General features: G+C 65.9%; 21 protein-coding genes (1 of these 21 only partly in view). 10 read left to right on the top strand and 11 right to left on the bottom strand.

Annotated features, from left to right (window positions below):
- The 3 genes from msrP to ilvC form a co-directional block, all read right to left on the bottom strand.
- Positions 1 to 823 carry the 5' portion of a protein-methionine-sulfoxide reductase catalytic subunit MsrP gene (gene msrP / locus AAG092_RS15465; protein WP_373387343.1) on the bottom strand. 179 nt of this gene lie to the left of the window's left edge, so the window shows 823 of its 1,002 coding nt (coding positions 1–823); its start codon is at positions 821 to 823; the stop codon falls past the left edge of the window.
- A 63-nt stretch (positions 824 to 886) separates the two neighbouring features.
- Complete coding sequence (pssA, locus tag AAG092_RS15460) at positions 887 to 1,702, bottom strand: CDP-diacylglycerol--serine O-phosphatidyltransferase (protein ID WP_110683882.1); 816 nt, start codon at positions 1,700 to 1,702, stop codon at positions 887 to 889.
- Positions 1,703 to 1,858: 156 nt separating this feature from the next.
- Positions 1,859 to 2,875: a ketol-acid reductoisomerase gene (gene ilvC / locus AAG092_RS15455; protein WP_237045477.1), complete on the bottom strand. Its 1,017-nt coding sequence runs from the start codon at positions 2,873 to 2,875 to the stop codon at positions 1,859 to 1,861.
- Between the two features lie 126 nt (positions 2,876 to 3,001).
- Here ilvC and ilvY point away from each other — a divergent pair, with 126 nt between their 5' ends.
- On the top strand, positions 3,002 to 3,883 hold the full coding sequence (gene ilvY / locus AAG092_RS15450) for an HTH-type transcriptional activator IlvY (RefSeq protein WP_373387342.1): 882 nt from the start codon (positions 3,002 to 3,004) through the stop codon (positions 3,881 to 3,883).
- 42 nt (positions 3,884 to 3,925) lie between these two features.
- On the opposite strand, the gene ilvN is transcribed toward ilvY, so the two are convergent.
- Complete coding sequence (ilvN, locus tag AAG092_RS15445) at positions 3,926 to 4,417, bottom strand: acetolactate synthase small subunit (protein ID WP_076428090.1); 492 nt, start codon at positions 4,415 to 4,417, stop codon at positions 3,926 to 3,928.
- Positions 4,418 to 4,419: 2 nt separating this feature from the next.
- Positions 4,420 to 6,150 (bottom strand): acetolactate synthase 3 large subunit, encoded by a 1,731-nt coding sequence (locus AAG092_RS15440; RefSeq protein ID WP_110683897.1) that lies wholly within the window; start codon positions 6,148 to 6,150, stop codon positions 4,420 to 4,422.
- Positions 6,151 to 6,550: 400 nt separating this feature from the next.
- Between AAG092_RS15440 and AAG092_RS15435 the strand changes: the two genes are divergently transcribed.
- Entirely contained in the window at positions 6,551 to 6,985 is a 435-nt protein-coding gene (locus tag AAG092_RS15435; RefSeq protein WP_373387341.1) for a DUF4124 domain-containing protein, read from the top strand.
- 22 nt (positions 6,986 to 7,007) lie between these two features.
- Here the strand turns inward: AAG092_RS15435 and AAG092_RS15430 are convergent, their stop codons facing one another.
- The 3 genes from AAG092_RS15430 to mrcB are packed head-to-tail and all read right to left on the bottom strand — an operon-like array spanning position 7,008 to position 10,391.
- Positions 7,008 to 7,337, bottom strand: a complete 330-nt coding sequence (locus tag AAG092_RS15430; protein ID WP_373387340.1) for a YqcC family protein — start codon at positions 7,335 to 7,337, stop codon at positions 7,008 to 7,010.
- Positions 7,337 to 8,050 carry a tetratricopeptide repeat protein gene (locus tag AAG092_RS15425; RefSeq protein ID WP_373387338.1) on the bottom strand — a complete coding sequence of 238 codons (714 nt, stop codon included), beginning with the start codon at positions 8,048 to 8,050 and terminating at the stop codon, positions 7,337 to 7,339. Before AAG092_RS15425 ends, AAG092_RS15430 begins: the two co-directional genes overlap by 1 nt.
- Before the next feature lie 22 nt (positions 8,051 to 8,072).
- Positions 8,073 to 10,391: a penicillin-binding protein 1B gene (gene mrcB / locus AAG092_RS15420; protein ID WP_373387337.1), complete on the bottom strand. Its 2,319-nt coding sequence runs from the start codon at positions 10,389 to 10,391 to the stop codon at positions 8,073 to 8,075.
- Positions 10,392 to 10,508: 117 nt separating this feature from the next.
- Between mrcB and AAG092_RS15415 the strand changes: the two genes are divergently transcribed.
- The 6 genes from AAG092_RS15415 (at position 10,509) to AAG092_RS15390 (ending at position 15,505) form a co-directional block, all read left to right on the top strand.
- Positions 10,509 to 12,071: an AAA family ATPase gene (locus AAG092_RS15415; RefSeq protein WP_373387336.1), complete on the top strand. Its 1,563-nt coding sequence runs from the start codon at positions 10,509 to 10,511 to the stop codon at positions 12,069 to 12,071.
- A gap of 56 nt (positions 12,072 to 12,127) precedes the next feature.
- Entirely contained in the window at positions 12,128 to 12,472 is a 345-nt protein-coding gene (locus tag AAG092_RS15410) for a pentapeptide repeat-containing protein (protein WP_110683874.1), read from the top strand.
- Positions 12,473 to 12,485: 13 nt separating this feature from the next.
- Positions 12,486 to 13,247 carry a class I SAM-dependent methyltransferase gene (locus AAG092_RS15405; RefSeq protein WP_373387335.1) on the top strand — a complete coding sequence of 254 codons (762 nt, stop codon included), beginning with the start codon at positions 12,486 to 12,488 and terminating at the stop codon, positions 13,245 to 13,247.
- 25 nt (positions 13,248 to 13,272) lie between these two features.
- On the top strand, positions 13,273 to 13,536 hold the full coding sequence (locus tag AAG092_RS15400) for a TfoX/Sxy family protein (protein ID WP_110683873.1): 264 nt from the start codon (positions 13,273 to 13,275) through the stop codon (positions 13,534 to 13,536).
- Positions 13,537 to 13,642: 106 nt separating this feature from the next.
- Positions 13,643 to 14,443: a Crp/Fnr family transcriptional regulator gene (locus AAG092_RS15395; protein ID WP_110683872.1), complete on the top strand. Its 801-nt coding sequence runs from the start codon at positions 13,643 to 13,645 to the stop codon at positions 14,441 to 14,443.
- A gap of 309 nt (positions 14,444 to 14,752) precedes the next feature.
- The gene (locus AAG092_RS15390; RefSeq protein WP_110683871.1) at positions 14,753 to 15,505 is read left to right on the top strand and encodes a phytanoyl-CoA dioxygenase family protein; all 753 of its coding nucleotides are present in this window, start codon (positions 14,753 to 14,755) and stop codon (positions 15,503 to 15,505) included.
- Between the two features lie 17 nt (positions 15,506 to 15,522).
- Here the strand turns inward: AAG092_RS15390 and AAG092_RS15385 are convergent, their stop codons facing one another.
- Complete coding sequence (locus AAG092_RS15385; RefSeq protein WP_373387334.1) at positions 15,523 to 16,527, bottom strand: DUF481 domain-containing protein; 1,005 nt, start codon at positions 16,525 to 16,527, stop codon at positions 15,523 to 15,525.
- A gap of 107 nt (positions 16,528 to 16,634) precedes the next feature.
- A complete protein-coding gene (locus tag AAG092_RS15380; protein ID WP_110683870.1) occupies positions 16,635 to 17,633 on the bottom strand; it encodes a DUF481 domain-containing protein in 999 nt (332 codons plus the stop codon).
- On the opposite strand from AAG092_RS15380, the gene AAG092_RS15375 reads away from it, so the two are divergent.
- Together AAG092_RS15375 and AAG092_RS15370 are read left to right on the top strand one after the other, a co-directional pair.
- Entirely contained in the window at positions 17,632 to 18,018 is a 387-nt protein-coding gene (locus AAG092_RS15375; RefSeq protein WP_110683869.1) for an MGMT family protein, read from the top strand. The two genes, AAG092_RS15380 and AAG092_RS15375, sit on opposite strands and share 2 nt — an antisense overlap.
- A gap of 34 nt (positions 18,019 to 18,052) precedes the next feature.
- Positions 18,053 to 19,660 carry an AmpG family muropeptide MFS transporter gene (locus AAG092_RS15370; RefSeq protein ID WP_110683868.1) on the top strand — a complete coding sequence of 536 codons (1,608 nt, stop codon included), beginning with the start codon at positions 18,053 to 18,055 and terminating at the stop codon, positions 19,658 to 19,660.
- Positions 19,661 to 19,690: 30 nt separating this feature from the next.
- Here AAG092_RS15370 and AAG092_RS15365 read toward each other — a convergent pair whose 3' ends face one another.
- Positions 19,691 to 20,518: a mechanosensitive ion channel family protein gene (locus tag AAG092_RS15365; protein WP_110683867.1), complete on the bottom strand. Its 828-nt coding sequence runs from the start codon at positions 20,516 to 20,518 to the stop codon at positions 19,691 to 19,693.
- Between the last annotated feature and the right edge of the window lie 56 nt (positions 20,519 to 20,574).

Below are 20,574 nucleotides of genomic sequence, written 5' to 3'. Positions count from 1 at the left end.
CATCCGGCGCCAGACTCTCCCAGGTGGTTCGCGGCTGCTCGGCGATCAGGCTGATGCGCACGATCGACTTGATACTCTTGAAGCCATACTTCCAGGGCACCACCAGACGCAGCGGCGCGCCGTTCTGGTTGGGCAGCACGCGCCCATAGAGACCGACCGCCATGATGGTCAACGGATGCATGGCCTCATCCAGGCGTAGCCCCTCGACATAGGGCCAGTCGATCAGCGAAAAGCCCGAGCGCACCCCAGCCATCTGTTCCGGTGCGACCTTGGTCTCGAAGCGGACGTACCTGGCATTGCCAGTCGGCTCGGCACGCTTGAGCAACTCGGCCAGGGGAAAACCGAGCCAGGGAATGACCATGGACCAGGCCTCGACGCAGCGCAGACGGTAGATACGCTCCTCCAGACGATGGGGCTGCACCAATTGCTCCAGCGACACCGGACCGGGCTTGGCCACCTCGCCGTCGATCATCACCGACCAGGGCTCGACTTCCAGCATGCCGGCATAGCGGGCCGGGTCGCCCTTGTTGGTGCCAAACTCGTAGAAGTTGTTGTAGCGGGTAACATCGGTGTAGGGCGTCAGCGCCTCCTCGCCTGCCGTCACGGCCTGCCAGCGCACATCCGGCAGCTTCTCGGTGAACCAGGCGGGCATAGGACCGCTTTCCACATCCACATAGCGCCCGGTTTGCGCATGCGTGGGCAAGACGCCCATGGCAAGAGCGCCACCGGCGGCAGCCATGAAACGGCGACGGGAAAGGTAGATGGCTTCGGGGGTGATTTCGCATTCGCGCGCGGCGGACGCGGGAGGGGACTTGATGAGCATGGAAGGCTCCACGGCCTGGACGACTGATGCGCCAATAGACCGCGGAGCCGCGAGGAAATTACATCACTCGGCCACTTTGCGGCGACGCAGTTGCAACAAATATTGCACGGGGCCGGAGGCCGCGTAGGCGAGGAAGATCAGCAACAGGATGCGCGGCGGGTCGCTGAACACCACGGCGAACACCAGCACCACGATGAGGATGGCGACGAAGGGCACGCGCCCCTTGAGGTCCAGGTCCTTGAAGCTGTGGTACTTGATGTTGCTGACCATCAGGCAGCCGGCGGCAGCCACCAGCAGGGCGACCACGAAGGCCATGTTCGAGCCCTTGATGCCGAAGTCACTGAAGGCCCACACGGTTCCCGCGACCACCGCAGCAGCCGCCGGGCTGGCCAGACCGATGAAGTAGCGCTTGTCGGCCTTGCCGACCATGGTATTGAAGCGCGCCAGACGCAACGCTGCACCCGCCACATAGATGAAGGCGACCATCCAGCCGACCTTGCCCAGGCTGCCCAGCGCCCACTCGAAGGCGACCAGCGCCGGGGCGACGCCAAAGGCGACCATGTCCGACAGCGAGTCGTACTCGGCGCCGAAGGCGCTCTGCGTATTGGTCAGGCGTGCGACGCGGCCATCGAGGCCATCGAGCACCATGGCAACGAAGATGGCGATGGCAGCGTGGTCGAACTGGCCGCTCATGCCATTGATGATGGCGTAGAAGCCGGAGAACAGCGCCGCCGTGGTGAACAGGTTGGGCAGCAGGTAGATGCCACGGTGGCGGACCTTGCGGCCCTCGGCGTCCTGGCCTTCCTCCACGTGCTCATCGATGGGCAACAGGCTCTCCGGCTCGGGGGCCTTGCCGGAATCCTCGGGACGTTCGTTCATGAACAACACCTTGCAGCGATTGGATGGGACTTCGACCGACGTCGCCGACACAGGTTCGTCGGCGCCACGGTTAGACGAGTGGGCTTTATACCAGAAGCCCGACCGGGCATAAAAAAACGCGGCCTAAGCCGCGTTCTTTGTGAACATCGACCGGCCTTAGTTCTTGGCCTTGTCGACGATCTTGTTGGCAGCGATCCACGGCATCATGGCGCGCAGCTTCTCACCGACCACTTCGATGCCATGGGCGGCATTGTTGCGGCGGTAGGCGGTCATGGACGGGTAGTTGGCCGCACCTTCGGTGATGAACATCTTGGCGTACTCGCCGTTCTGGATGCGCTTCAGGGCGTTGCGCATGGCGGCGCGGGACTCGGCGTTGATCACCTCCGGGCCGGTCACGTACTCGCCGTACTCGGCGTTGTTGGAGATCGAGTAGTTCATGTTGGCGATGCCGCCTTCGAACATCAGGTCGACGATCAGCTTCAGCTCGTGCAGGCACTCGAAGTAGGCCATTTCCGGAGCGTAGCCGGCTTCGACCAGGGTATCGAAACCGGCCTTGACCAGCTCCACGCAACCGCCGCAGAGAACGGCCTGCTCGCCGAACAGGTCGGTCTCGGTCTCGTCCTTGAAGGTGGTCTCGATGATGCCGGTACGACCGCCGCCGACGCCGCAGGCGTAGGACAGCGCGACGTTCTTGGCGTTGCCGGAAGCGTCCTGGTAGACAGCGATCAGGTCAGGGATGCCGCCGCCACGGACGAACTCGGAGCGCACGGTGTGGCCCGGGGCCTTCGGCGCGATCATGATCACGTCGAGATCAGCACGCGGCACGACCTGGTTGTAGTGGATGGAGAAGCCGTGGGAGAAGGCCAGGGTGGCGCCCTTCTTGATGTTCGGCTCGATCTCTTCCTTGTACAGGCGACCCTGGAACTCGTCCGGGGTCAGGATCATGACCAGGTCGGCATTGGCGACGGCGGTGGCCACGTCGGTGACCTTCAGGCCGTGGGCCTCGGCCTTGGCGACGGTAGCGGAGCCCTTGCGCAGACCGATGGTGACGTCGACGCCGGAGTCCTTCAGGTTGCACGCCTGGGCGTGGCCCTGGGAGCCGTAGCCGATCACGGCGACTTTCTTGCCCTGGATGATGGAGAGGTCGCAGTCTTTGTCGTAATAAACTTTCATGGTCTTGGCTCTTCTGAAACGTGTGGGGTGAGGTGCATAGCACCGCTACGGAGGCACCTTAAGCGATCCTCTCCATTGCGTAAAATGATATATTTGCAATACAACGTGCCGATATATGAAACGACCATGGACAGCCACGCCCTCAGGCTTTTTCTTTCTTTGGCAGACAACCTGCACTTCGGCAAAACCAGCCGCGAACAGCATGTCAGCCCCTCGGCCCTCAGCCGCAGCATCAAGCAACTCGAAGACGAACTCGGCGCCCCGCTGTTCATGCGCGACAACCGTTCGGTGCGCCTGACCCGTGAAGGCCAGCAGTTTCGTCAATACGCTCAGGAGGTCATGAACGGCTGGCAGGCCATCCGCCAGGCCTTCAAGCAGGACCAGCTGGTCCTGCACGGCGAACTCTCCCTATATTGCTCGGTCACCGCCAGCTACAGCTTCCTGTACGACATCCTCAGCAGCTTCCGGCAGAACTACCCGCGCATCGAGATGAAGCTGCACACCGGCGATCCGGCCAAGGCCGTCGAGCGCGTGCAGCAGGAGCTGGAGGACCTCGCCATCGGCGCGCGCCCGGACAGCCTGCCGGCCGACGTCGCGTTCCAGCCCATCGCCCGCTCCGAGCTGCGCTTCATCGGCCCACAATCGCCGCAACTGCTGAGCGAAGAGCAGCTCAGGCAGCCCAGCGCCGAAAGCTGGAAGGACGTGCCGCTGATCCTCTCGGAAGAAGGTCTGGCCCGCACGCGCACCGACCGCTGGCTGAAAAGCCACAACATCAAGCCGCGCATCTATGCCCAGGTCAGCGGCAACGAGGCCATCGTCAGCATGGTGAGCCTGGGGTTCGGCATCGGCGTGGTGCCGCAGATCGTGTTGGACAACAGCCCGCTGACCGCGCGCATCCGCCTCTACGATATCCAGCCGCCGCTGACCGCCTATGACATCGGCCTGTTCGCCCTGCACAGGCGCCTCAAGGACCCGCTGATCGCCGCCTTCTGGAATCGCCAGCCATAAAAAAGCCCCGCACCAGGCGGGGCTTTTTCTGCAGCACGGCGATCAGATGCTCAGCACCTTGTCACCCCGCGCGATGCCGGTCACACCACTGCGCACCGTCTCCAGGATCGACGCGGTGCCGATGGCCTGGATGAAGCTGTCCAGCTTGTCGCTGGTACCGGCCAGCTGGATGGTGTAGACGCTGCTGGTCACGTCGACGATCTGCCCGCGGAAGATGTCGGTGGTGCGCTTGACCTCGGCGCGCTGGGCGCCGGTGGCCTTGACCTTCACCAGCATCAGCTCGCGCTCGATATGGGCGCTCTCCGACAGGTTAACCAGCTTGACCACTTCGATCAGCTTGTTGAGGTTCTTGGTGATCTGCTCGATCACGTCGTCGTGACCGACGGTGGTCAGCGTCAGACGCGACAGGGTCGGGTCCTCGGTCGGCGCCACGGTCAGGCTTTCGATGTTGTAGTTGCGCTGAGAGAACAGGCCGACCACGCGCGACAGGGCGCCAGGCTCGTTTTCCAGCAACAGGGAGATGATATGGCGCATGGTCAGGTCCGCTCCGTCTTGCTCAGCCACATGTCACGCATGGCACCTTCGCGAATCTGCATCGGGTACACGTGCTCGCTGGTATCCACGGCGATGTCGAGGAACACCAGACGGTTCTTCATGGCGAAGGCCTCTTCCATCTTCGGCTTGAGATCCTTCAGGTCGGTGATGCGCATGCCCACGTGACCATAGGACTCGGCCAGCTTGACGAAGTCCGGCAGCGATTCCATGTAGGAGTGCGAGTAACGGCTGTTGTACTGCATGTCCTGCCACTGGCGGACCATGCCGAGGGCACCGTTGTTCAGGTTGATGATCTTCACCGGCAGGTCGTACTGCAGGCAGGTCGACAGCTCCTGGATGTTCATCTGGATGCTGCCCTCACCGGTGACGCAGGCCACGTCATCGTCCGGGAAGTTCAGCTTGACGCCCATCGCCGCCGGCAGACCGAAGCCCATGGTGCCGAGGCCACCGGAGTTGATCCAGCGGTTGGGCTTGTTGAAGCGGTAGTACTGCGCCGCGAACATCTGGTGCTGGCCGACGTCGGAGCTGACGAAGGCGTCGCCCTTAGTCACTTCCCACAGGGTTTCGATCACGGTCTGCGGCTTGATGATGCTGCCGTCGCCCTCGTTGTAGGGGAACAGACGACCCTCGCCGCGCCACTCGTCGATCTGCTTCCACCAGCTGGCGACGGTGTCCTTGTTCGGGGTCTCGCCCATTTCCTTGAGAATAGCGACCATCTCGGTCAGCACGCTGTCGACCGGACCGACGATCGGGATATCGGCCTTGACGGTCTTGGAGATCGAGGCCGGGTCGATGTCGATGTGGATGACCTTGGCATTCGGGCAGAACTTGGCCGCCGTCTCGCCGTTGATCACGCGGTCATCGAAGCGCGCGCCGACGGCCAGGATCACGTCGGAGTGGTGCATGGCCAGGTTGGCGGTGTAGCTGCCGTGCATGCCGAGCATGCCGACGAACTGGCGATCGCTGCCCGGGAAGGCGCCGAGGCCCATCAGGGTATTGGTCACCGGCAGGTTGAGCAGCTTGGCCAGCTCTGTGAGCTGCGCCGAGGCGTTGCCCATGATCACGCCGCCACCGGAATAAAGGATCGGACGCTTGGCGGCGAGAATCATCTCCACGGCCTTGCGGATCTGCCCGGAGTGACCACGAGTCGCCGGATTGTAGGAGCGCAGCTTGGCCTTCTTCGGGTAGCTGTACTCGTACTTCTCGGCCGGGTTGGTCATGTCCTTGGGAATATCCACGACCACCGGGCCTGGACGACCGGACTGGGCGATGTAGAACGCCTTTTTCATCACTTCAGGGATTTCCGAAGGATGCTTGATGATGAAGCTGTGCTTCACGATGGGGCGCGAGATACCGACCATGTCGGTTTCCTGGAAGGCATCGGTACCCACCATGCGGCTCGGCACCTGGCCGGACAGCACCACCATCGGAATGGAGTCCATGTAGGCGGTGGCAATGCCGGTAATGGCATTGGTCGCCCCCGGGCCGGACGTCACCAGCACCACACCGGCCTTGCCGGTGGCGCGAGCGTAGCCGTCGGCCATGTGAGTGGCAGCCTGCTCGTGACGAACCAGGATATGCGTCACTTCCGGTTCTTTGAACAGGGCATCGTAGATGTGCAGGAGGGCACCGCCCGGGTACCCATAGATGTACTTAACGCCTTCGTCGCGCAGCGAGCGGACGACCATTTCAGCGCCGGATAAAAGCTCCACGTTGTTCACCTCTAGAACGCCAGATCACCACCCGACAACGAGTGGTCCTTTGAGTAGGTCTTACCGGTCAGCGGACAGGCGCGACTGTGGTCGCGGATAGTGCAGGGGTCTGCCTGACGAGTAGCGGAACGGCCCAATCTTGCGGAGCCTTTCCTTCCCAGCGCGAGGTAACGCGTTGCGGGTGTAACGGGGGTCGGCACGGGTAGCGCCTTTTTCCACTGAGCTGAGGGACGCTTGCGGCGGACCCCACTACAGCAGGAAGTGCCCGATTGTTCGGATTACTGAACGCCAAGTCAAGCCATCCGCCCCAGTTTCTGGCTTGTGACGCGGAGCAGGATGAAGATTCAGCAGTTTTGGTTATAGTAACCGGCAGGTTTTGCCGCCGATAAAAGGAAATGACATGCGTCGCATGATTCTCGCGTGCAGTGTACTGCTCGCCCTGAGCACCGGAGCTACGGCCGGGCAGATTTACAAGTGGGTGGATGCCCAGGGCAATGTCCACTTCGGCTCACAGCCGCCAGAGGGCCAGCAGGCCGCCGAGGTCAACCCGAACATCACCCAGCCCAAGCTCAACAGCGAGAAGAAGCCGCAGGCCGCAGCACCGGCTGAGGATAGCGAGCAGGAAAGCATCGACGCCAAGGTCAAGGAAGATGTGGCCAAGCAGGAGGCGGAGCGCAAGAAATACTGCGAGAGCGTGCGCACCAACCTGTCCCAGCTGCAGAACAACCCGCGCGTGCGCATCGAGGAAAAAGGCGAAGTGCGCCGCCTGACCGAGGAAGAGCGCCAGGCCCGCATCGCCGAAACCGAGAAGGCGATCGCCGAGAACTGCAAATAAGATCCCGGCGCTCGGGGCGCTCTTAGTGAGCGCCCCCGATCAGCCGGTCGAACTCGCCCAGCGCCGCCAGCAGCGCCCTCGCCTCACCTTCCCGCCCGCGAAAACTCTCCTCCGCCATCGGCAGAATGCCGGAAGCCGCAGGCAACGGAGCGCTCGACTCCAGAATGCTGCGCATCCTCGGCAGGAACACCCACTGCAACCAGGCCTCGAAGGCCAGGGTATCGACGCAGAAGGGTTGCTGGCTGGCCAGCGCCTCAGCCGACGGGGCTTCGGCCTGCCACCAGCCCAGCATGCGCAACTCGCGCTCGATCAACAGCAACTGATCGGCCAGCTCCGGCACCCGCTTATCCATCAGAGACTGACCCGCGCCCGCTCACGAGCCTGCGCCGCACCGGCCGGGTCGCCCTGGCGCTCGCGGGCCTGGGCGATCAGGCCCCACAGTCCGGCCTGCAGGGCCGGCCGGCCACTGGCATAGGTCAGGCCACGACGGGCGAGCTGCTCCGCCTGCGCGGCGTCACCCTGGGCCAGGCGCACCTCGGCCAGTCGGTAGAGCACCTGCGGCTCGCGCGGGGCGATGCGCTGAGCGCGCTCCAGGCTGGAAGCGGCGCCATTCAGATCGCCACCCCCCTGCTGTTGCTGGGCGGTGGTGAGCAGCGCCAGCACCGGGCCGTCCAGCTGCTCGTCGGCGGCCAGAGCGCCACCGGAGGGAATGCCACTGGGCATGCTGGGGGCTACGGGCGGCTGATAGCCTCCGGTGGCCGGCAGGGGCGCGCTGCTCAGCGGCGCCGCCTCATAGGTAGCCGGAGTGGCACTGCTGCCATCCGGATAGGTCTGCAAGGGCGCGGAAGACACACCGCCCGGCACCATCACCACTACGCCGGAATCCTGCGGCAGGCTCTGCGCCTGCGCCGGAGTCGGCTGCACCGCCGAGGCAGCGTAGGCGCCCTGCTCATCCTCGATCAGGCGACCGCTGGCATCCACCACGGGAATCGAACCCCTGGGCACACTGGCACAGCCCGACAACACGGTCATCGCCACTGCAACGCACATCCACCACTTAGCCATTTACTTCCTCACTCGAGCGGATTCAATTGAGCCAACCGCGCACCCAGTCCATCACGTTGTCCGCCGGCGCGTCGAGCATGCCGCAGGGTTGCCCCGGCGCCGGCTCACTGCCACGGATGTAGGGCATCTGCACCGCATTCGGGCAGCCCGCTGCCGAACCCTGACCGCTGTAGGCATCCACCCAGGCCGGTGTGACATTGTCCGGCATCGGCATGTCCAGCGGCAGCGGATCGGCCTTCTTCATGAAACCTGTCCACAACTGCAGGGCACCGGTGGCGCCGGTCAGCGGCGTCTTGCCGTTGTCGTCACGCCCCATCCACACCACGGCCAGCAGATCCTGGCTGAAGCCGGCGAACCAGCTGTCGCGCGAGTCGTTGCTGGTACCGGTCTTACCAGCCAGGGTCAGGCTGGCCGGCAGCTGGCTGTAGACCGAGCGCCCGGTGCCTTCGCGCATCACCCGCTGCATGGCGTTCTGCACCAGGTAGATGGCCCCCGGATCGAAACGCTGCTGAATCTGGAAGGGGTAACGCTTGAGCGGCTCGCCATCGGCGGCCAGAACGCTGCGAATACCGCGCAGCGGCGTATTGAAGCCGCCGTTGGCCAGGGTCTGATACATGGTCGCCACTTCCAGCGGGCTCAGCGCGCCCGCGCCCAGCAGCATCGACGGATAGGCTGGCCACTCGCGCTCGACACCGAGGCGCTCAAGGGTTTTGAGCACATTGGGCACGCCCAGTTCCAGGCCGAGCTTGGCGGTCGACAGGTTGTAGGAGTTGGCCAGCCCCTGATACAGGTAGATGGTGCCGTGGGCCTTGCGGTCATAGTTCTGCGGGCGCCAGACCTGGCCGTCCTGGCCCTTGATGGAGAACGGCGTGTCCTCCAGCCAGCTGGTCAGGGTGTACTGGCTGGGCCGCTCCAGGGCGGTGAGGTAGACGGCCGGCTTGATCAGCGAGCCGATCGGCCGGTTGGCGTCCAGCGCCCGGTTGAAGCCGGCGAAGCGCGGCTGGCGACTGCCGAGCAGGGCCTGAACTTCACCGGTTTCCGGATTGGTCACGACCATGGCCGCCTCGACTTCGTCCAGCCCCTGCCGCCCGGACAGGCGCTTGAAGGTCTCGGACAGCGCCGACTCGGCCTTGAGCTGCAGGATCGGGTCGAAGCTGGTGAAGATGCGCAGGCCTTCTTCGGTCAGGTCCTCCTCGCGGTAATCCTCGCGCAGCTGGCGCTTGACCAGATCGAGGAAGGCCGGGAAGGAGCTGTCGGCCAGGCTGCCGCGCTTGGTCACGCCCAGCGGCTTGCGCTTGGCCGCCTCGGCCACCTCGACGCTCACCACCCCCTGCTGCGCCAGCAGGTCGAGCACCAGGTTGCGCCGCTCCAGCGCGCGCTCGGGGTTACGCCGCGGATTGTAGTAGGTCGGCCCCTTGACCATGCCGACCAGCAGCGCCACCTGCTCCAGCTTGAGCTCGCCCAGCGGCTGGCCGAAGAAGTACTGGCTGGCCAGGCCGAAGCCGTGCACGGCACGCTGGCCGTCCTGACCGAGGAACACCTCGTTGAGATAGGCCTCGAGGATTTCCTGCTTGGCGTAGTGCAGCTCCAGCAGCACCGCCATCATGGCCTCGGTAAGCTTGCGACTGAGGCTGCGCTCGCTGGTCAGGTAGAAATTCTTCACCAGCTGCTGGGTCAGGGTGCTGCCGCCCTGGCGCAGCTGGCCGGCGCTGGCGTTGATCCACACGGCGCGGGCGATGCCCTTGGGCGACACGCCGAAGTGGTTGAAGAACTCGCGGTCCTCGACCGCCACCAGGGTCTCGACCAGATAGGGCGGCACCTGATCCAGCTTGATCAGGATGCGGTCCTCGTGGTGCGCCGGGTACAGGCCGCCGATCAGCAACGGCTCCAGGCGCGCCACGGCGAGGTTGGCGCCGCTGCCCTGGGTCAGGCCGGCCACGTAGTCGCCGGAGAACTTCACCCGCACCCGCTGCGCCGGCTCGTTGCCTTCGTAGAACTGGAAGCCGCGGGTGTGCAGGTCGACCAGGTTGCCGTTCACCGCCGCCGCGCCCGGGCCGTTGGCCGCGCCTTCGCGGCGATAGCCGAGGGCATCCAGCTCGGTGAGGAAGTCCTGCTTGCTCAGCTTCTGGCCGACGAACAGCTCCAGCGGCCGCGCATAGACCTTGGCCGGCACCGTCCAGCGCTTGCCGGAGAATTTCTCCTGCACCACGGCATCCAGGTACACAGCGAACGCGGCCAGCAGCACCAGGCCGACCAGCGACAGCTTGAACAGCCAGCCCAGCCAGGAACGGCCAGTGGCGCGGCGCTTGGCGCCTTTGCGGGGGGTACGGGAACGAGTCATGGCGCGGCATTATACGCACTTTGCGTGCCCCCAACAGGCGCGCCCCGGCGGTTTGCAGAGTGCCTCACAGCGGCCATAATGCGGCCTCTCATCGATACCGAAGCGCAAGGAAAGACCGTGAGCCAAGCCCTGATTGCCGCCCTGCAGAACCCGGCCCTCTACCCCCACCCGGTGGAAGGATTCCAGGTGATCGAGACGCACATCTCCTGGGTGCTGCTCACCGGCCCCTTCGCCTACAAGATCAAGAAGCCGGTCAACTTCGGCTTCCTCGACTTCACCGCCCTGGAACAGCGCCGGCACTTCTGCGGCGAGGAGCTGCGCCTCAACCAGCGCCTGACCGAGGGCCTGTACCTCGAGGTGCTGCCGATCACCGGCAGCGAGGATGCGCCGCGGCTGGGTGGCGACGGCGCCGCCATCGAATACGTGCTGAAGATGCGCCAGTTCCCACAGAGCCAGCTGCTCAGTGCCGTGCAGGCACGCGGCGAGCTGACCCCGGCGCACATCGACGCCCTGGCCCGGCAGATCGCCGACTTCCACGCGCGCACCCCGGCCGTGCCGAGCGCGCACCCGCTGTGCTCGGCGCAGGCCATCGTCGCGCCGATGCGGCAGAACTTCGAGCAGATCCGCCCGTTCCTCAGCGACGCCGCCGACCTGCGCCAGCTCGAGGCCCTGGAGGCCTGGACCGAGGCCAACATCACCCGCCTGGAGCCGCTGCTGGCCCAGCGTGCGGCGGGTGGTTCGATCCGCGAGTGCCACGGCGACCTGCACCTGGGCAACGCCACCCTGCTGGACGGCCAGGTGGTGCTGTTCGACTGCATCGAGTTCAACGAGCCGTTCCGCCTGATCGACATCGCCTCGGATGCCGCCTTCCTCGCCATGGACCTGGAAGACCGTGGTCTCAAGGCGCTGTCGCGGCGCTTCGTCAGCGCCTGGCTGGAATACAGCGGCGACTATGCGGCACTGGAACTGCTCAACTTCTACAAGGCCTATCGCGCGCTGGTCCGCGCCAAGGTCGCGCTGTTCAGCCTGGCGCACCAGAGCGACGCCGTGCAGAAGGCCGCCACCCTGCGCCAGTACCGCAACTACGCCAACCTGGCGGAAAGCTACAGCGCCATCCCGACGCCCTTCCTGGCCATCACCAGCGGCGTCTCCGCCGTCGGCAAGAGCCAGGTGGCCCTGCGCCTGGTCGAGGCCCTGGGCGCCATCCGCCTGCGCTCGGACGTCGAGCGCAAGCGCCTGTTCGGCGAGCAGCCGGACGCGGCCAGGGGCAGCCTGAACGGCGGCATCTACAGTGCCGAGGCCAGCGCCGCCACCTACCAGCGCCTGCACCAGCTGGCGGAAAGCGCCCTGCACGCCGGCTTCCCGGTGGTGCTGGACGCCGCCTACCTCAAGCATGAGCAGCGTGCCGCCGCCTGGCAGGTCGCCGAGCACAACGGCGCGCCCTTCCTGATCCTCGACTGCCAGGCCCCGCAGGAAGTGATCGCCGCCTGGCTGCAGCAGCGCCAGGCCGAGGGCAGCGACCCGTCCGACGCCACCCTGGAAGTGATCCAGGCCCAGCAGGCCAGCCGCGACCCGCTGAGCGCCGACGAGCAGGCCCACAGCCGCCGCGTCGACACCCACCAGGCGGCCAGCCTGGACGGCCTGATCGAGAGCATCCGCCAGCGTCTGCCAGGCCTCTGAGCGCGGCCCGGCGGGGCTGCTCTATACTGCCGGCAGGCCCTGAACGGAGGCATGCCATGAGCCAACCCCGCCAGCTGGACAATCCGCTGTACCGCCTGCTGCGTGACGAGAAAGTCGCCGAGTTCAACCGGCACAAACCCAAGGACGGCCTGATCGACCTGCGCGGCGGCGACTTCCGCGGCCTCGACCTGCGCCTGCTGGACGCCAGCCACATCGACTTCGCCGACGCCTACTTCCGCGGTGCCGACCTGCGCGGCCTGGACCTGCGCGAGGCCAACCTCGAAGGCGCCAGCATCGCCCACGCGCAGATCTCCGGCGCCTACTTCCCCGCGGCGCTGGCCCCCGAGGAAATCCTCCTGTCCATGCAGTTCGGCACCCGCATGCGCTATCGCCCCAGCTGACCCGCGAGCATCCATGAGCGAAATCACCCGCCTGTTCGGCAACCGCGCCGATGCCTACGCCAGCTTTCGCCCGCAATACCCCGAGGCCCTGTTCGACTGGCTGGCCGCCAATAGCCCGGGGCGCGAACGGGCGCTGGACATCGCCTGCGGCAACGGCCAGGCCAGCCGCCCGCTGCTCGGGCGCTTCCAGCAGGTACTGGCCTGCGACGGCAGCCCGGAGCAGTTGCGCGCGGCCCCCGACCTCGCCGGAATCGGCTGTTTCGCCGCCGATGCCGGCGCCCAGCCGCTGAGCGCTGCCAGCCTCGACCTGATCGTGGTGGCCCAGGCCCTGCACTGGTTCGCCACTCCCGAGTTTTTCGCCGAGACGCGTCGCCTGCTGCGCCCCGGCGGGCTGTTCTGCGCCTGGTGCTACAGCCTGTTGCGCATCGACGACGCGCTGGACGCGCTGCTCGACGACTTCTACTGGAACACCCTGGGTGGCTACTGGCCCGCCGGCCGCGCCAGTGTCGATGCCGGCTACCGGGACATCCAGCCGCCCTTCGCGCGCATCGCGGTGCCGGCCTTCGCCATCGACCTGGAGTGGAACCTGGCACAGCTGGAAGGCTATCTGGGCACCTGGTCGGCGGTGCAGAAGCTGCAGCAGGCCAGCGGCCGCGACCCGCTGCTGGAACTGCAGCCCAGGCTGCGACAGGCCTGGGGCGACGGGCAGCAGAAGCGTTTTGTGCGCTGGCCGCTACACTTTCTCGCAGGCTTTCCGAATCCACCTCATCCGTGACTGCGCAGCACTGCCAGGAGGCGCAATGAACGATGAACTGCAACACCTGAAGAACCTGGGCAAGACTTCGGCGCAGTGGCTGCATGCAGTGGGCATCCACAGCGCCAACGACCTGCGCCGGCTGGGCGCCGTCGACGCCTACCGGGCCGTGCGTGCACGCGGCTTTCGCGCCTCCAAGGTGCTGCTCTACGCGATCGAGGGCGCCCTGCTGGACGTGCACTGGAACGAATTGCCGCCAAGCCTCAAGGCGAGGCTGAACGGCCAGCTGAACGAGAGCAACAAGAGCTAGCTCACAACCTCCGAGCGGCGGCATTTACCTGTATCGAGCCGCCCCCTATTGTTGCCGCTACCCGCGTGCCTTATCGTCAGCCCAGCCAGTTCAAGGAATTACCGTCATGTATCTACTCGGGGAGCAACCGGCCTACGCCGACCAGCTGATCCAACGCCTGCAGAGCATTCCCGCACAATTGCTCGACGGGCTGCAGCCCAGCGGTGCCCCCCTGCGTCTGGAACAGGTCGACGACCTGGCCAAGATACTGCCCGGCAACCAGCTGTACATCATCGAGAACGGCCTGCTGCACGCCCAGGTCGACGAGCGCCCGCTGTTCTATCTGCAGGAAGGCGACCTGGTCGGCCTGCGCCAGGGCATCGACCTGCCGAGCTGCCGCTACAGCAGCGAAGAGCAACTGACCCTGGTGCCCTATGCCCGCAGCGATGTGTTCAAGCACATCTATGGTAGCGAGCAGCGCCAGGAGCTGTTCATCCAGTACCTGATCGGCCACACCGCCCTGCTCTCCGATGCCCTGGCCCGCCTCAAGCAGCCGGAAATCCGCCCGGCCACCGGCTTCCAGCACTTCGCCGCCGGCGAGGAGCTGATCCACCAGGGTGACGACGCCGACCATGTGTTCGTGATCATCGAGGGTCACGCCGAAGCCTGGGTCGACGGCCAGAAGGTCGGCGACGTACAGAAGGACGAGATCTTCGGCGCCATGGCCGTGTTCACCCGCGAGAAGCGCAGCGCCACGGTGATCGCCAGCGAGCCGTGCACCGTGATGGTGATCCCCAAGGACCAGTTCCTCAGCCTGATGCAGAGCAACCCGCGCATCGCCCACAGCCTGATCGAAAGCATGGCCCGGCGCATCGACCTGATGAACAAGGAAGTGACCCAGCTGCGCGCCCAGCTGCAGCCGGCCTGACGGCGATAGCCTGTGACCAGACCCCGGCCCAGGCCGGGGTTTTGTTTTCCGGCGTTCTGCCAACCAGTCGAAAATAATTCTCATCCAGGTATTGACGCAAAAATGAGAATTGTTATTATTACCGCAACTGGTCGCGAGATCAGCCGATAAGCTCAAGGGGCCACAGCAGTCGGACTCTTCAGATTATCTCCTCATCAGGCTAATCACGGTTATTGACCCGGCACTTTGCCGGGTCTTTTTTTGCCCGCGATTTCTCAAGTTCGCCCTGGCATGCCAGCATGATCATGGGTGGGTTGCCGGAGCACGGGCGTGGACAAGTCCAGCACAGGACAGCTGCAGGCACTGCACGATCAGGGCTTCGCCCTGCTGCCCGGCGTCGTGGATGCCGGTCGGGTCGCCGCGCTGCGCGCGGCCATCGACGAGCTGCGGCCACAGCACTGGGACTACAGCGGCCTGGTCGACCACTACAAGTGCGTATTCAACCGCGATCCCCTGTGGCTGCCCTATCTCGACCTACCGGGGGTGATCGAGCTGGCAGAGGCGGCGCTCGGCGCCGACTGCCATGTGATAGGGCAGACGGCCTGGCGCTGCCACCCCGGCTTCATCGGTGCCGGCCTGCACCTCGACTACCTGTTGATGGAGCTGCCGCAAACCCTGCTGGAAGATCCCGCCTTCCGCCTGCCGATGCAGATCTGCACGGCGCAGCTGTACCTCAGCGACATCGACGAGGAGCTCTGCCCGACCCTGGTGATCCCCGGCAGCCACCGCGCCGGACGCCCGCCACGCGCAGGTGAGCGCTGCTGGCGCGGGCGCCCGGCACAACCCGTACTGTGCCGGGCCGGCGATGTGCTGTTCCTGCGCAGCGAGCTGTGGCACGCCGGCAGCCGCAACCGCACAGCGGACCGCAGTCGCTACCTGCTGCAGATCCACTATGGCCGGCGCATGGTGGCGCAGAAGTTTTCGCCCTACCTGACCTGGCGCTTCGATCCGGCGGTGCTGGCCGCCTGTACGCCGCGCCAGCGGCGGCTACTGGGCGAGCATGCCGAGGCCGAATACGACTGAGGCTCGCGGCGCGCCCCTTACCAGCCCACGCCCAGACCGATCAGATAGCGCCGTTCGTTGGTATCGCCGTACTGGCTGGCCACCTTGTCCCACTCGGTCTTCAGGCTCAGGGCCGCCCAGCTGTTGAGCTTGTAGCGCAGGCCGGCCTCGGCATCGATGATGTAGTCGACCTCATCGACGAAGGGCGCACCCAGCTCGCCCTGGGTGTAGAGCTCCAGGGTCTTGCCGCTCAGGTAGCGGCGGTAGTCCCACTCCATGGCCGCCGAGTTGAAGTGCTCGCTGCTGCCGTCGGCGAACACGAAGTCGTTGCGGTTTAGCAGCCCGGCCATGGAGAAGGCGCCGAGCTGGTCGTCCCAGAACTGGTAGCCGGGGCCGGTACCAAAGGTGCGCTGGGTCTCCAGCTCCTCGATGCGGTCGTGGCTGTACTTGAGCTGGCCCTGCCAGAAGAACTTCTCGCCGAGGAAGCGATCGAGGTCGTAGCTCAGCTCCACCCGGTCGGTCTTGCGCTGGTCGTCCTTGGTCTCATGGTCGTACTCGGCGGCGATGCCGTGCCGCCAGGCGCCATGCCGGGCCTTGGTGTCGAGGTCGATGTCATAGTCCTTGATGTCGTTCTCGGCACGCTTGTAGTCGGCGGAGAAATCCAGGCTGCCGCTCCAGGTCAGGTCCTGCACCAGTGGCTTGGGCGGCAGCATCTGGCTGATCGCGGCCAGATCGACCACTTTCGGCGCGGAGCCATTGACCAGCTCGACCTGCCCCGGCCCGGCCGGTTTCAGCGACTTGGCGCGCTCACCGACGAAGTCGCCGTGCTTGACCAGCAGCTCCCGGTCGCTCTCCAGGGTAGCGATCTTGTCTACATCCAGGGTGATGTTGCCGGCGTACTCGGTCTTCAGCAGCAGCTTGCCGCCGTCGAACAGCTGGATGGTGCCGCTGAGCTTGTCACCGTTCTTCAGCCAGACAGTATCGGCCAGCGCAGGAGCGGACAGGGTGGCGAGGACAAGGGCAAGCAGGGTACGAGAGGGCATCATGGGCACGGACAGGGCTTGGCTGGAAAAAGGCGCGCATTATCCGCATGCGCACCGTCTGAGCAAGCACAGACCGCGCAAAGCCACTTCAAGTTCAGCCTGGACCACTACCAGCCGACCCCGAAACCGATCAGGTAGTGGCGATCGGAGAAGGTGTTGCCCAGGCCGCGCAGCTGGTTCAGCTCGTACAACAGGGACAGCCGCGCCCAGTCGTTGAGGCGATAGCGCAGGCCCGCCTCGCCGTCGAACACGTAGTCGATCTCGCTGACCCGGGGCACCTGCACCTCCGCGGTGGTGTAAAACTCCAGACGGGTGCCCCAGAGCAGGCGCTTGTAGTCCCACTCCAGCGACCAGCTATCGAAACTGCGATCACCCAGAACGCTATACAGCTCGATGCGGTTGAACTGCGTGATCAGGTCGAGGCGGCCCAGCTCGTTGTCCCAGAAGCGATAGCCCGGCCCGCTGCCGTAGATGCGCTGGCGGTTGATCTGTTCGAACTGGTCCTCGCTCTGCTCGTAGCCGACGCGCCAGAACCAGTGCTGGGTGAGGAAGCGGTCGAGGTCATACTCCAGCTCCCAGTTGTCCTCGGTCTTCTCGCCGTTCTCCTTCTCGTGTTCCAGCTCGCCGCGCAGCACGTGGCGCCAGCGCCCATGCTCGACGCGGGTGTTGCCCTTGAGCTTCCACTCGTCGGTGCGATCCTGGTTGCGCTCCATGTCCAGCTTGGCATCCAGGTTGCCTTCCCAGATGCGATCCTCGAGCAGCGGGCGCGGCGGAACCAGGCGCTCGATGCTGGCCAGCGCCACCGTCTCGCTGCGGCCATCGACTATCCGTACCAGGCCCGGGCCGGCCGCCTGCAACTCGCGGGCGCTCTCACTGTCCAGACCATTACGACGCAGCATCAGGGGTTTGTCGGTGGCCAGGGTATCGATATCCTTCCAGTCGATCAGCACCCGCCCGGCATATTTGGTCTTCAGCGCCAGCTTGCCGCCATCGAGCAGCAGGATCTCGCCACTCAGGCGGTCGCCGTTATTCAGCCACACGGTGTCGGCCCGCGCCGGCAGGGCCAGGCTCAGCAGCAACAGGGACAGCAGGACGCGCAACGACATGGCCAGAACACCGCGCAAAGACGATGCAGCAGAACATGCACCAGCCCTGGAGCCCACGGCAAGCGCCGAAGGGCGGCGGGCAGCACTGTACCTGGTGCTGGCGGCCATCCCCGCGGGCAAGGTGATCAGCTATGGCGAGCTGGCCGCCCTGGCCGGCCTCGGGCGCGCCGCGCGCTGGGTGGGGCGCACCCTCAGCCAGCTGCCGGACGACACCCGCCTGCCCTGGCACCGCGTGCTCGGCGCCGGCGGCCGCCTCAGCCTGGCGGCCGGCACCCCCTCCGGCGACGAGCAGCGTGCACGCCTGCGCGCCGAAGGCCTGAGCATCCGCAACGAGCGGGTCGACATGCGCCGCCACGGCTGGCGCCCGATGGAGGCAAAGGGTTAGAGTGCGCCCTTTGCCCGAACTCCCGACCAGCCCCATGCCCCGTAGAACCTGGCGCGCCGCCCTCGCCACCTATGCCCACCCGGCCGCCCTGGCCCTGTTGCTGCTGGGCTTCGCCGCCGGCCTGCCGTACATGCTGGTGTTTTCCACCCTTTCGGTGTGGCTGCGCGAGGCCGGCGTGGCGCACCAGACCATCGGTTACGCCAGCCTGATCGGCCTGGCCTACGCGTTCAAATGGGTGTGGGCACCGATGCTCGACCAGTGGCGCCTGCCGCTGCTTGGCCGCCTCGGCCGGCGCCGCTCCTGGCTGGTGCTGTCGCAGGGACTGGTGGCCCTGGGCCTGATCGGCATGGCCCTGTGCGACCCGCAGCAGCATCTGTCCTGGCTGATCGGCGTGGCGGTGGTGGTGGCCTTCGCCTCGGCCACCCAGGACATCGCGGTGGACGCCTACCGCCTGGAGATCGTCGACGACACCCGCCAGGCCGCCCTGGCCGCCAGCTACATGGCCGGCTACCGGGTCGCCGCCCTGCTGGCCACCGCCGGCGCCCTGTACTTCGCCGGCTGGTTCGGCGACCCCGGCGCCGGCTACCAGCACGGGGCCTGGGCCAGCACCTACCTGCTGTTCGCCCTGCTGATGCTGCCGGGCCTGGTCACCACCCTGTGGATGCGCGAGCCGCCGGTGCCGCTGCAGACGCAGATGGCGGCGGCGCGCTACGGCCTGTACCGCCAGCTGGCCTCAGTGTTGGTGCTGATCGTGCTGCTGGTGTCGGTGCCGGCCATGTTCACCCAGTTCTTCCGCAGCGACATCGTCCTGCTGTTCAGCGGCGACATCGGCCTGGGCGAGCTGCTGCGCGAGGACCGCGCCACCCTGCGTTTCCTGCTCTACACCATCCTCACCGCCGTGTGCCTGTCGCGCATGGGCCGCCGCGGCCTGGCGCCGGTGCTGACGCCGGTCAACGACTTCATCCTGCGCTACCGCTGGCAGGCGCTGCTGCTGCTCGGGCTGATCGCCACCTATCGCATGTCCGACACGGTGATGGGGGTGATGGCCAATGTCTTCTACATCGACATGGGCTTCGCCAAGAGCCAGATCGCCAGCGTCAGCAAGCTGTTCGGCCTGGTCATGACCCTGCTCGGCGCCGCCCTCGGCGGCCTGCTGATCGTGCGCTTCGGCATCCTGCCGATCCTGCTGCTGGGCGGCGCCGCCTCGGCCGGCACCAACCTGCTGTTCGCCACCCTCTCCGGCCTCGGCGCGGTGGCCGAGCCGGCGCGCTACGCCGAACAGACGGTCAGCCAGCTACTGCAGGTGCTGGACCCGCACATGCTGATGCTGGTGCTCACCATCACCCTCGACAACCTCAGCTCCGGCCTGGCCACCGCCGCCTTCGTCGCCTACCTGTCGAGCCTGACCAACCTGAAGTTCTCCGCCACCCAGTACGCCCTGCTCAGCTCCATCATGCTGCTGCTGCCGCGCCTGGTCGGCGGCTATTCGGGAGTCATGGTGGAGAAGGCCGGCTATGCCCAGTTCTTCCTCGCCACCGCCCTGCTCGGCATCCCCACCCTGCTGCTGATCCTCCTGCAGTGGGGACGCGAACACCGCGAACGCAGCAACGGCGTGCCGCCGGAGGGCGCAGCGCAGAAATGAACGAGGCCGGCACCAGCCGGCCTCTGCGTTTCACTGCTGGATCAGGTGCACCACCCGCTGCGGAAAGGGGATGCCGATGCCCACGCGCTCCAGGCGCTCCTTGGCCTGCTCGATGAACTCGAAGCTGACCGGCCAGTAATCCGCCGTGGCCACCCAGACACGCAGGGACAGCGCCACCGCGTTGTCGCCCAGGCCGGTCACCACCACCTGCGGGGCCGCCGGCTCCTGGCGCACGCGCGGGTCGCGGGCGATCTCCAGCAACACCTCGCGAGCCTGGCGGATGTCACTGGCGTAATCGATGCCGAGGTTGATATCCACCCGCCGCACGGCCTCGCGCGAGTAGTTGACGATGTTGCCGTTGGACAGGCTGCCGTTGGGCACCACCACCACCTTGTTGTCGGCGGTCTTCAGCGTGGTGTGGAAGATCTGGATGCTGTCGACGCTGCCGGACACGCCCTGCGCCTCGATCCAGTCGCCGATGCGGAACGGCCGGAACAGCAGGATCAGCACGCCGCCGGCGAAGTTGCCCAGGCTGCCCTGCAGGGCCAGGCCGATAGCCAGGCCGGCGGCACCGATGGCGGCGACGAAGGAGGCCGTGGAGACACCGACCATGGACGCTACGCTGACCAGCAGCAGCACCTTGAGCAGGATATTGCTCAGGCTGCCGATGAAACTGGTCAGCGCCCGATCCACCTTGCGCCCGCCCATCAGGCGCTGCAGACGCAGGCTCAGGCGGTTGATCAGCCACCAGCCCAGGGCCAGGGTCAGCAGGGCCAGGGCCAGCTTGCCGCCATACTCCAGCAGCACGGGCCACCAGCTCTCGGACAATCGGGTCAGCTGCTCGAATTCGATCTGCATGGTTTCCCTCCTCTTTTCGGACTGCAGAAACGACACCGCCATGGCGAACCATGGCG

This window comes from Pseudomonas alcaligenes (assembly GCF_041729615.1).
GTDB classification, from domain to species: domain Bacteria; phylum Pseudomonadota; class Gammaproteobacteria; order Pseudomonadales; family Pseudomonadaceae; genus Aquipseudomonas; species Aquipseudomonas alcaligenes_B.
Note: the sequence above shows the minus strand (reverse complement) of the source record. Positions and strands in the feature narration are given on the sequence as shown.

What these genes read in the sequence shown, in the direction of transcription:
- pssA (WP_110683882.1), bottom strand. Translation starts at nt 1,702, where the DNA reads ATGAACGAACGTCCCGAGGATTCCGGCAAGGCCCCCGAGCCGGAGAGC.
- ilvC (WP_237045477.1), bottom strand. Translation starts at nt 2,875, where the DNA reads ATGAAAGTTTATTACGACAAAGACTGCGACCTCTCCATCATCCAGGGC.
- ilvY (WP_373387342.1), top strand. Translation starts at nt 3,002, where the DNA reads ATGGACAGCCACGCCCTCAGGCTTTTTCTTTCTTTGGCAGACAACCTG.
- ilvN (WP_076428090.1), bottom strand. Translation starts at nt 4,417, where the DNA reads ATGCGCCATATCATCTCCCTGTTGCTGGAAAACGAGCCTGGCGCCCTG.
- AAG092_RS15435 (WP_373387341.1), top strand. Translation starts at nt 6,551, where the DNA reads ATGCGTCGCATGATTCTCGCGTGCAGTGTACTGCTCGCCCTGAGCACC.
- AAG092_RS15430 (WP_373387340.1), bottom strand. Translation starts at nt 7,337, where the DNA reads ATGGATAAGCGGGTGCCGGAGCTGGCCGATCAGTTGCTGTTGATCGAG.
- AAG092_RS15425 (WP_373387338.1), bottom strand. Translation starts at nt 8,050, where the DNA reads ATGGCTAAGTGGTGGATGTGCGTTGCAGTGGCGATGACCGTGTTGTCG.
- mrcB (WP_373387337.1), bottom strand. Translation starts at nt 10,391, where the DNA reads ATGACTCGTTCCCGTACCCCCCGCAAAGGCGCCAAGCGCCGCGCCACT.
- AAG092_RS15410 (WP_110683874.1), top strand. Translation starts at nt 12,128, where the DNA reads ATGAGCCAACCCCGCCAGCTGGACAATCCGCTGTACCGCCTGCTGCGT.
- AAG092_RS15405 (WP_373387335.1), top strand. Translation starts at nt 12,486, where the DNA reads ATGAGCGAAATCACCCGCCTGTTCGGCAACCGCGCCGATGCCTACGCC.
- AAG092_RS15400 (WP_110683873.1), top strand. Translation starts at nt 13,273, where the DNA reads ATGAACGATGAACTGCAACACCTGAAGAACCTGGGCAAGACTTCGGCG.
- AAG092_RS15395 (WP_110683872.1), top strand. Translation starts at nt 13,643, where the DNA reads ATGTATCTACTCGGGGAGCAACCGGCCTACGCCGACCAGCTGATCCAA.
- AAG092_RS15385 (WP_373387334.1), bottom strand. Translation starts at nt 16,527, where the DNA reads ATGCCCTCTCGTACCCTGCTTGCCCTTGTCCTCGCCACCCTGTCCGCT.
- AAG092_RS15375 (WP_110683869.1), top strand. Translation starts at nt 17,632, where the DNA reads ATGGCCAGAACACCGCGCAAAGACGATGCAGCAGAACATGCACCAGCC.
- AAG092_RS15380 (WP_110683870.1), bottom strand. Translation starts at nt 17,633, where the DNA reads ATGTCGTTGCGCGTCCTGCTGTCCCTGTTGCTGCTGAGCCTGGCCCTG.
- AAG092_RS15370 (WP_110683868.1), top strand. Translation starts at nt 18,053, where the DNA reads ATGCCCCGTAGAACCTGGCGCGCCGCCCTCGCCACCTATGCCCACCCG.
- AAG092_RS15365 (WP_110683867.1), bottom strand. Translation starts at nt 20,518, where the DNA reads ATGCAGATCGAATTCGAGCAGCTGACCCGATTGTCCGAGAGCTGGTGG.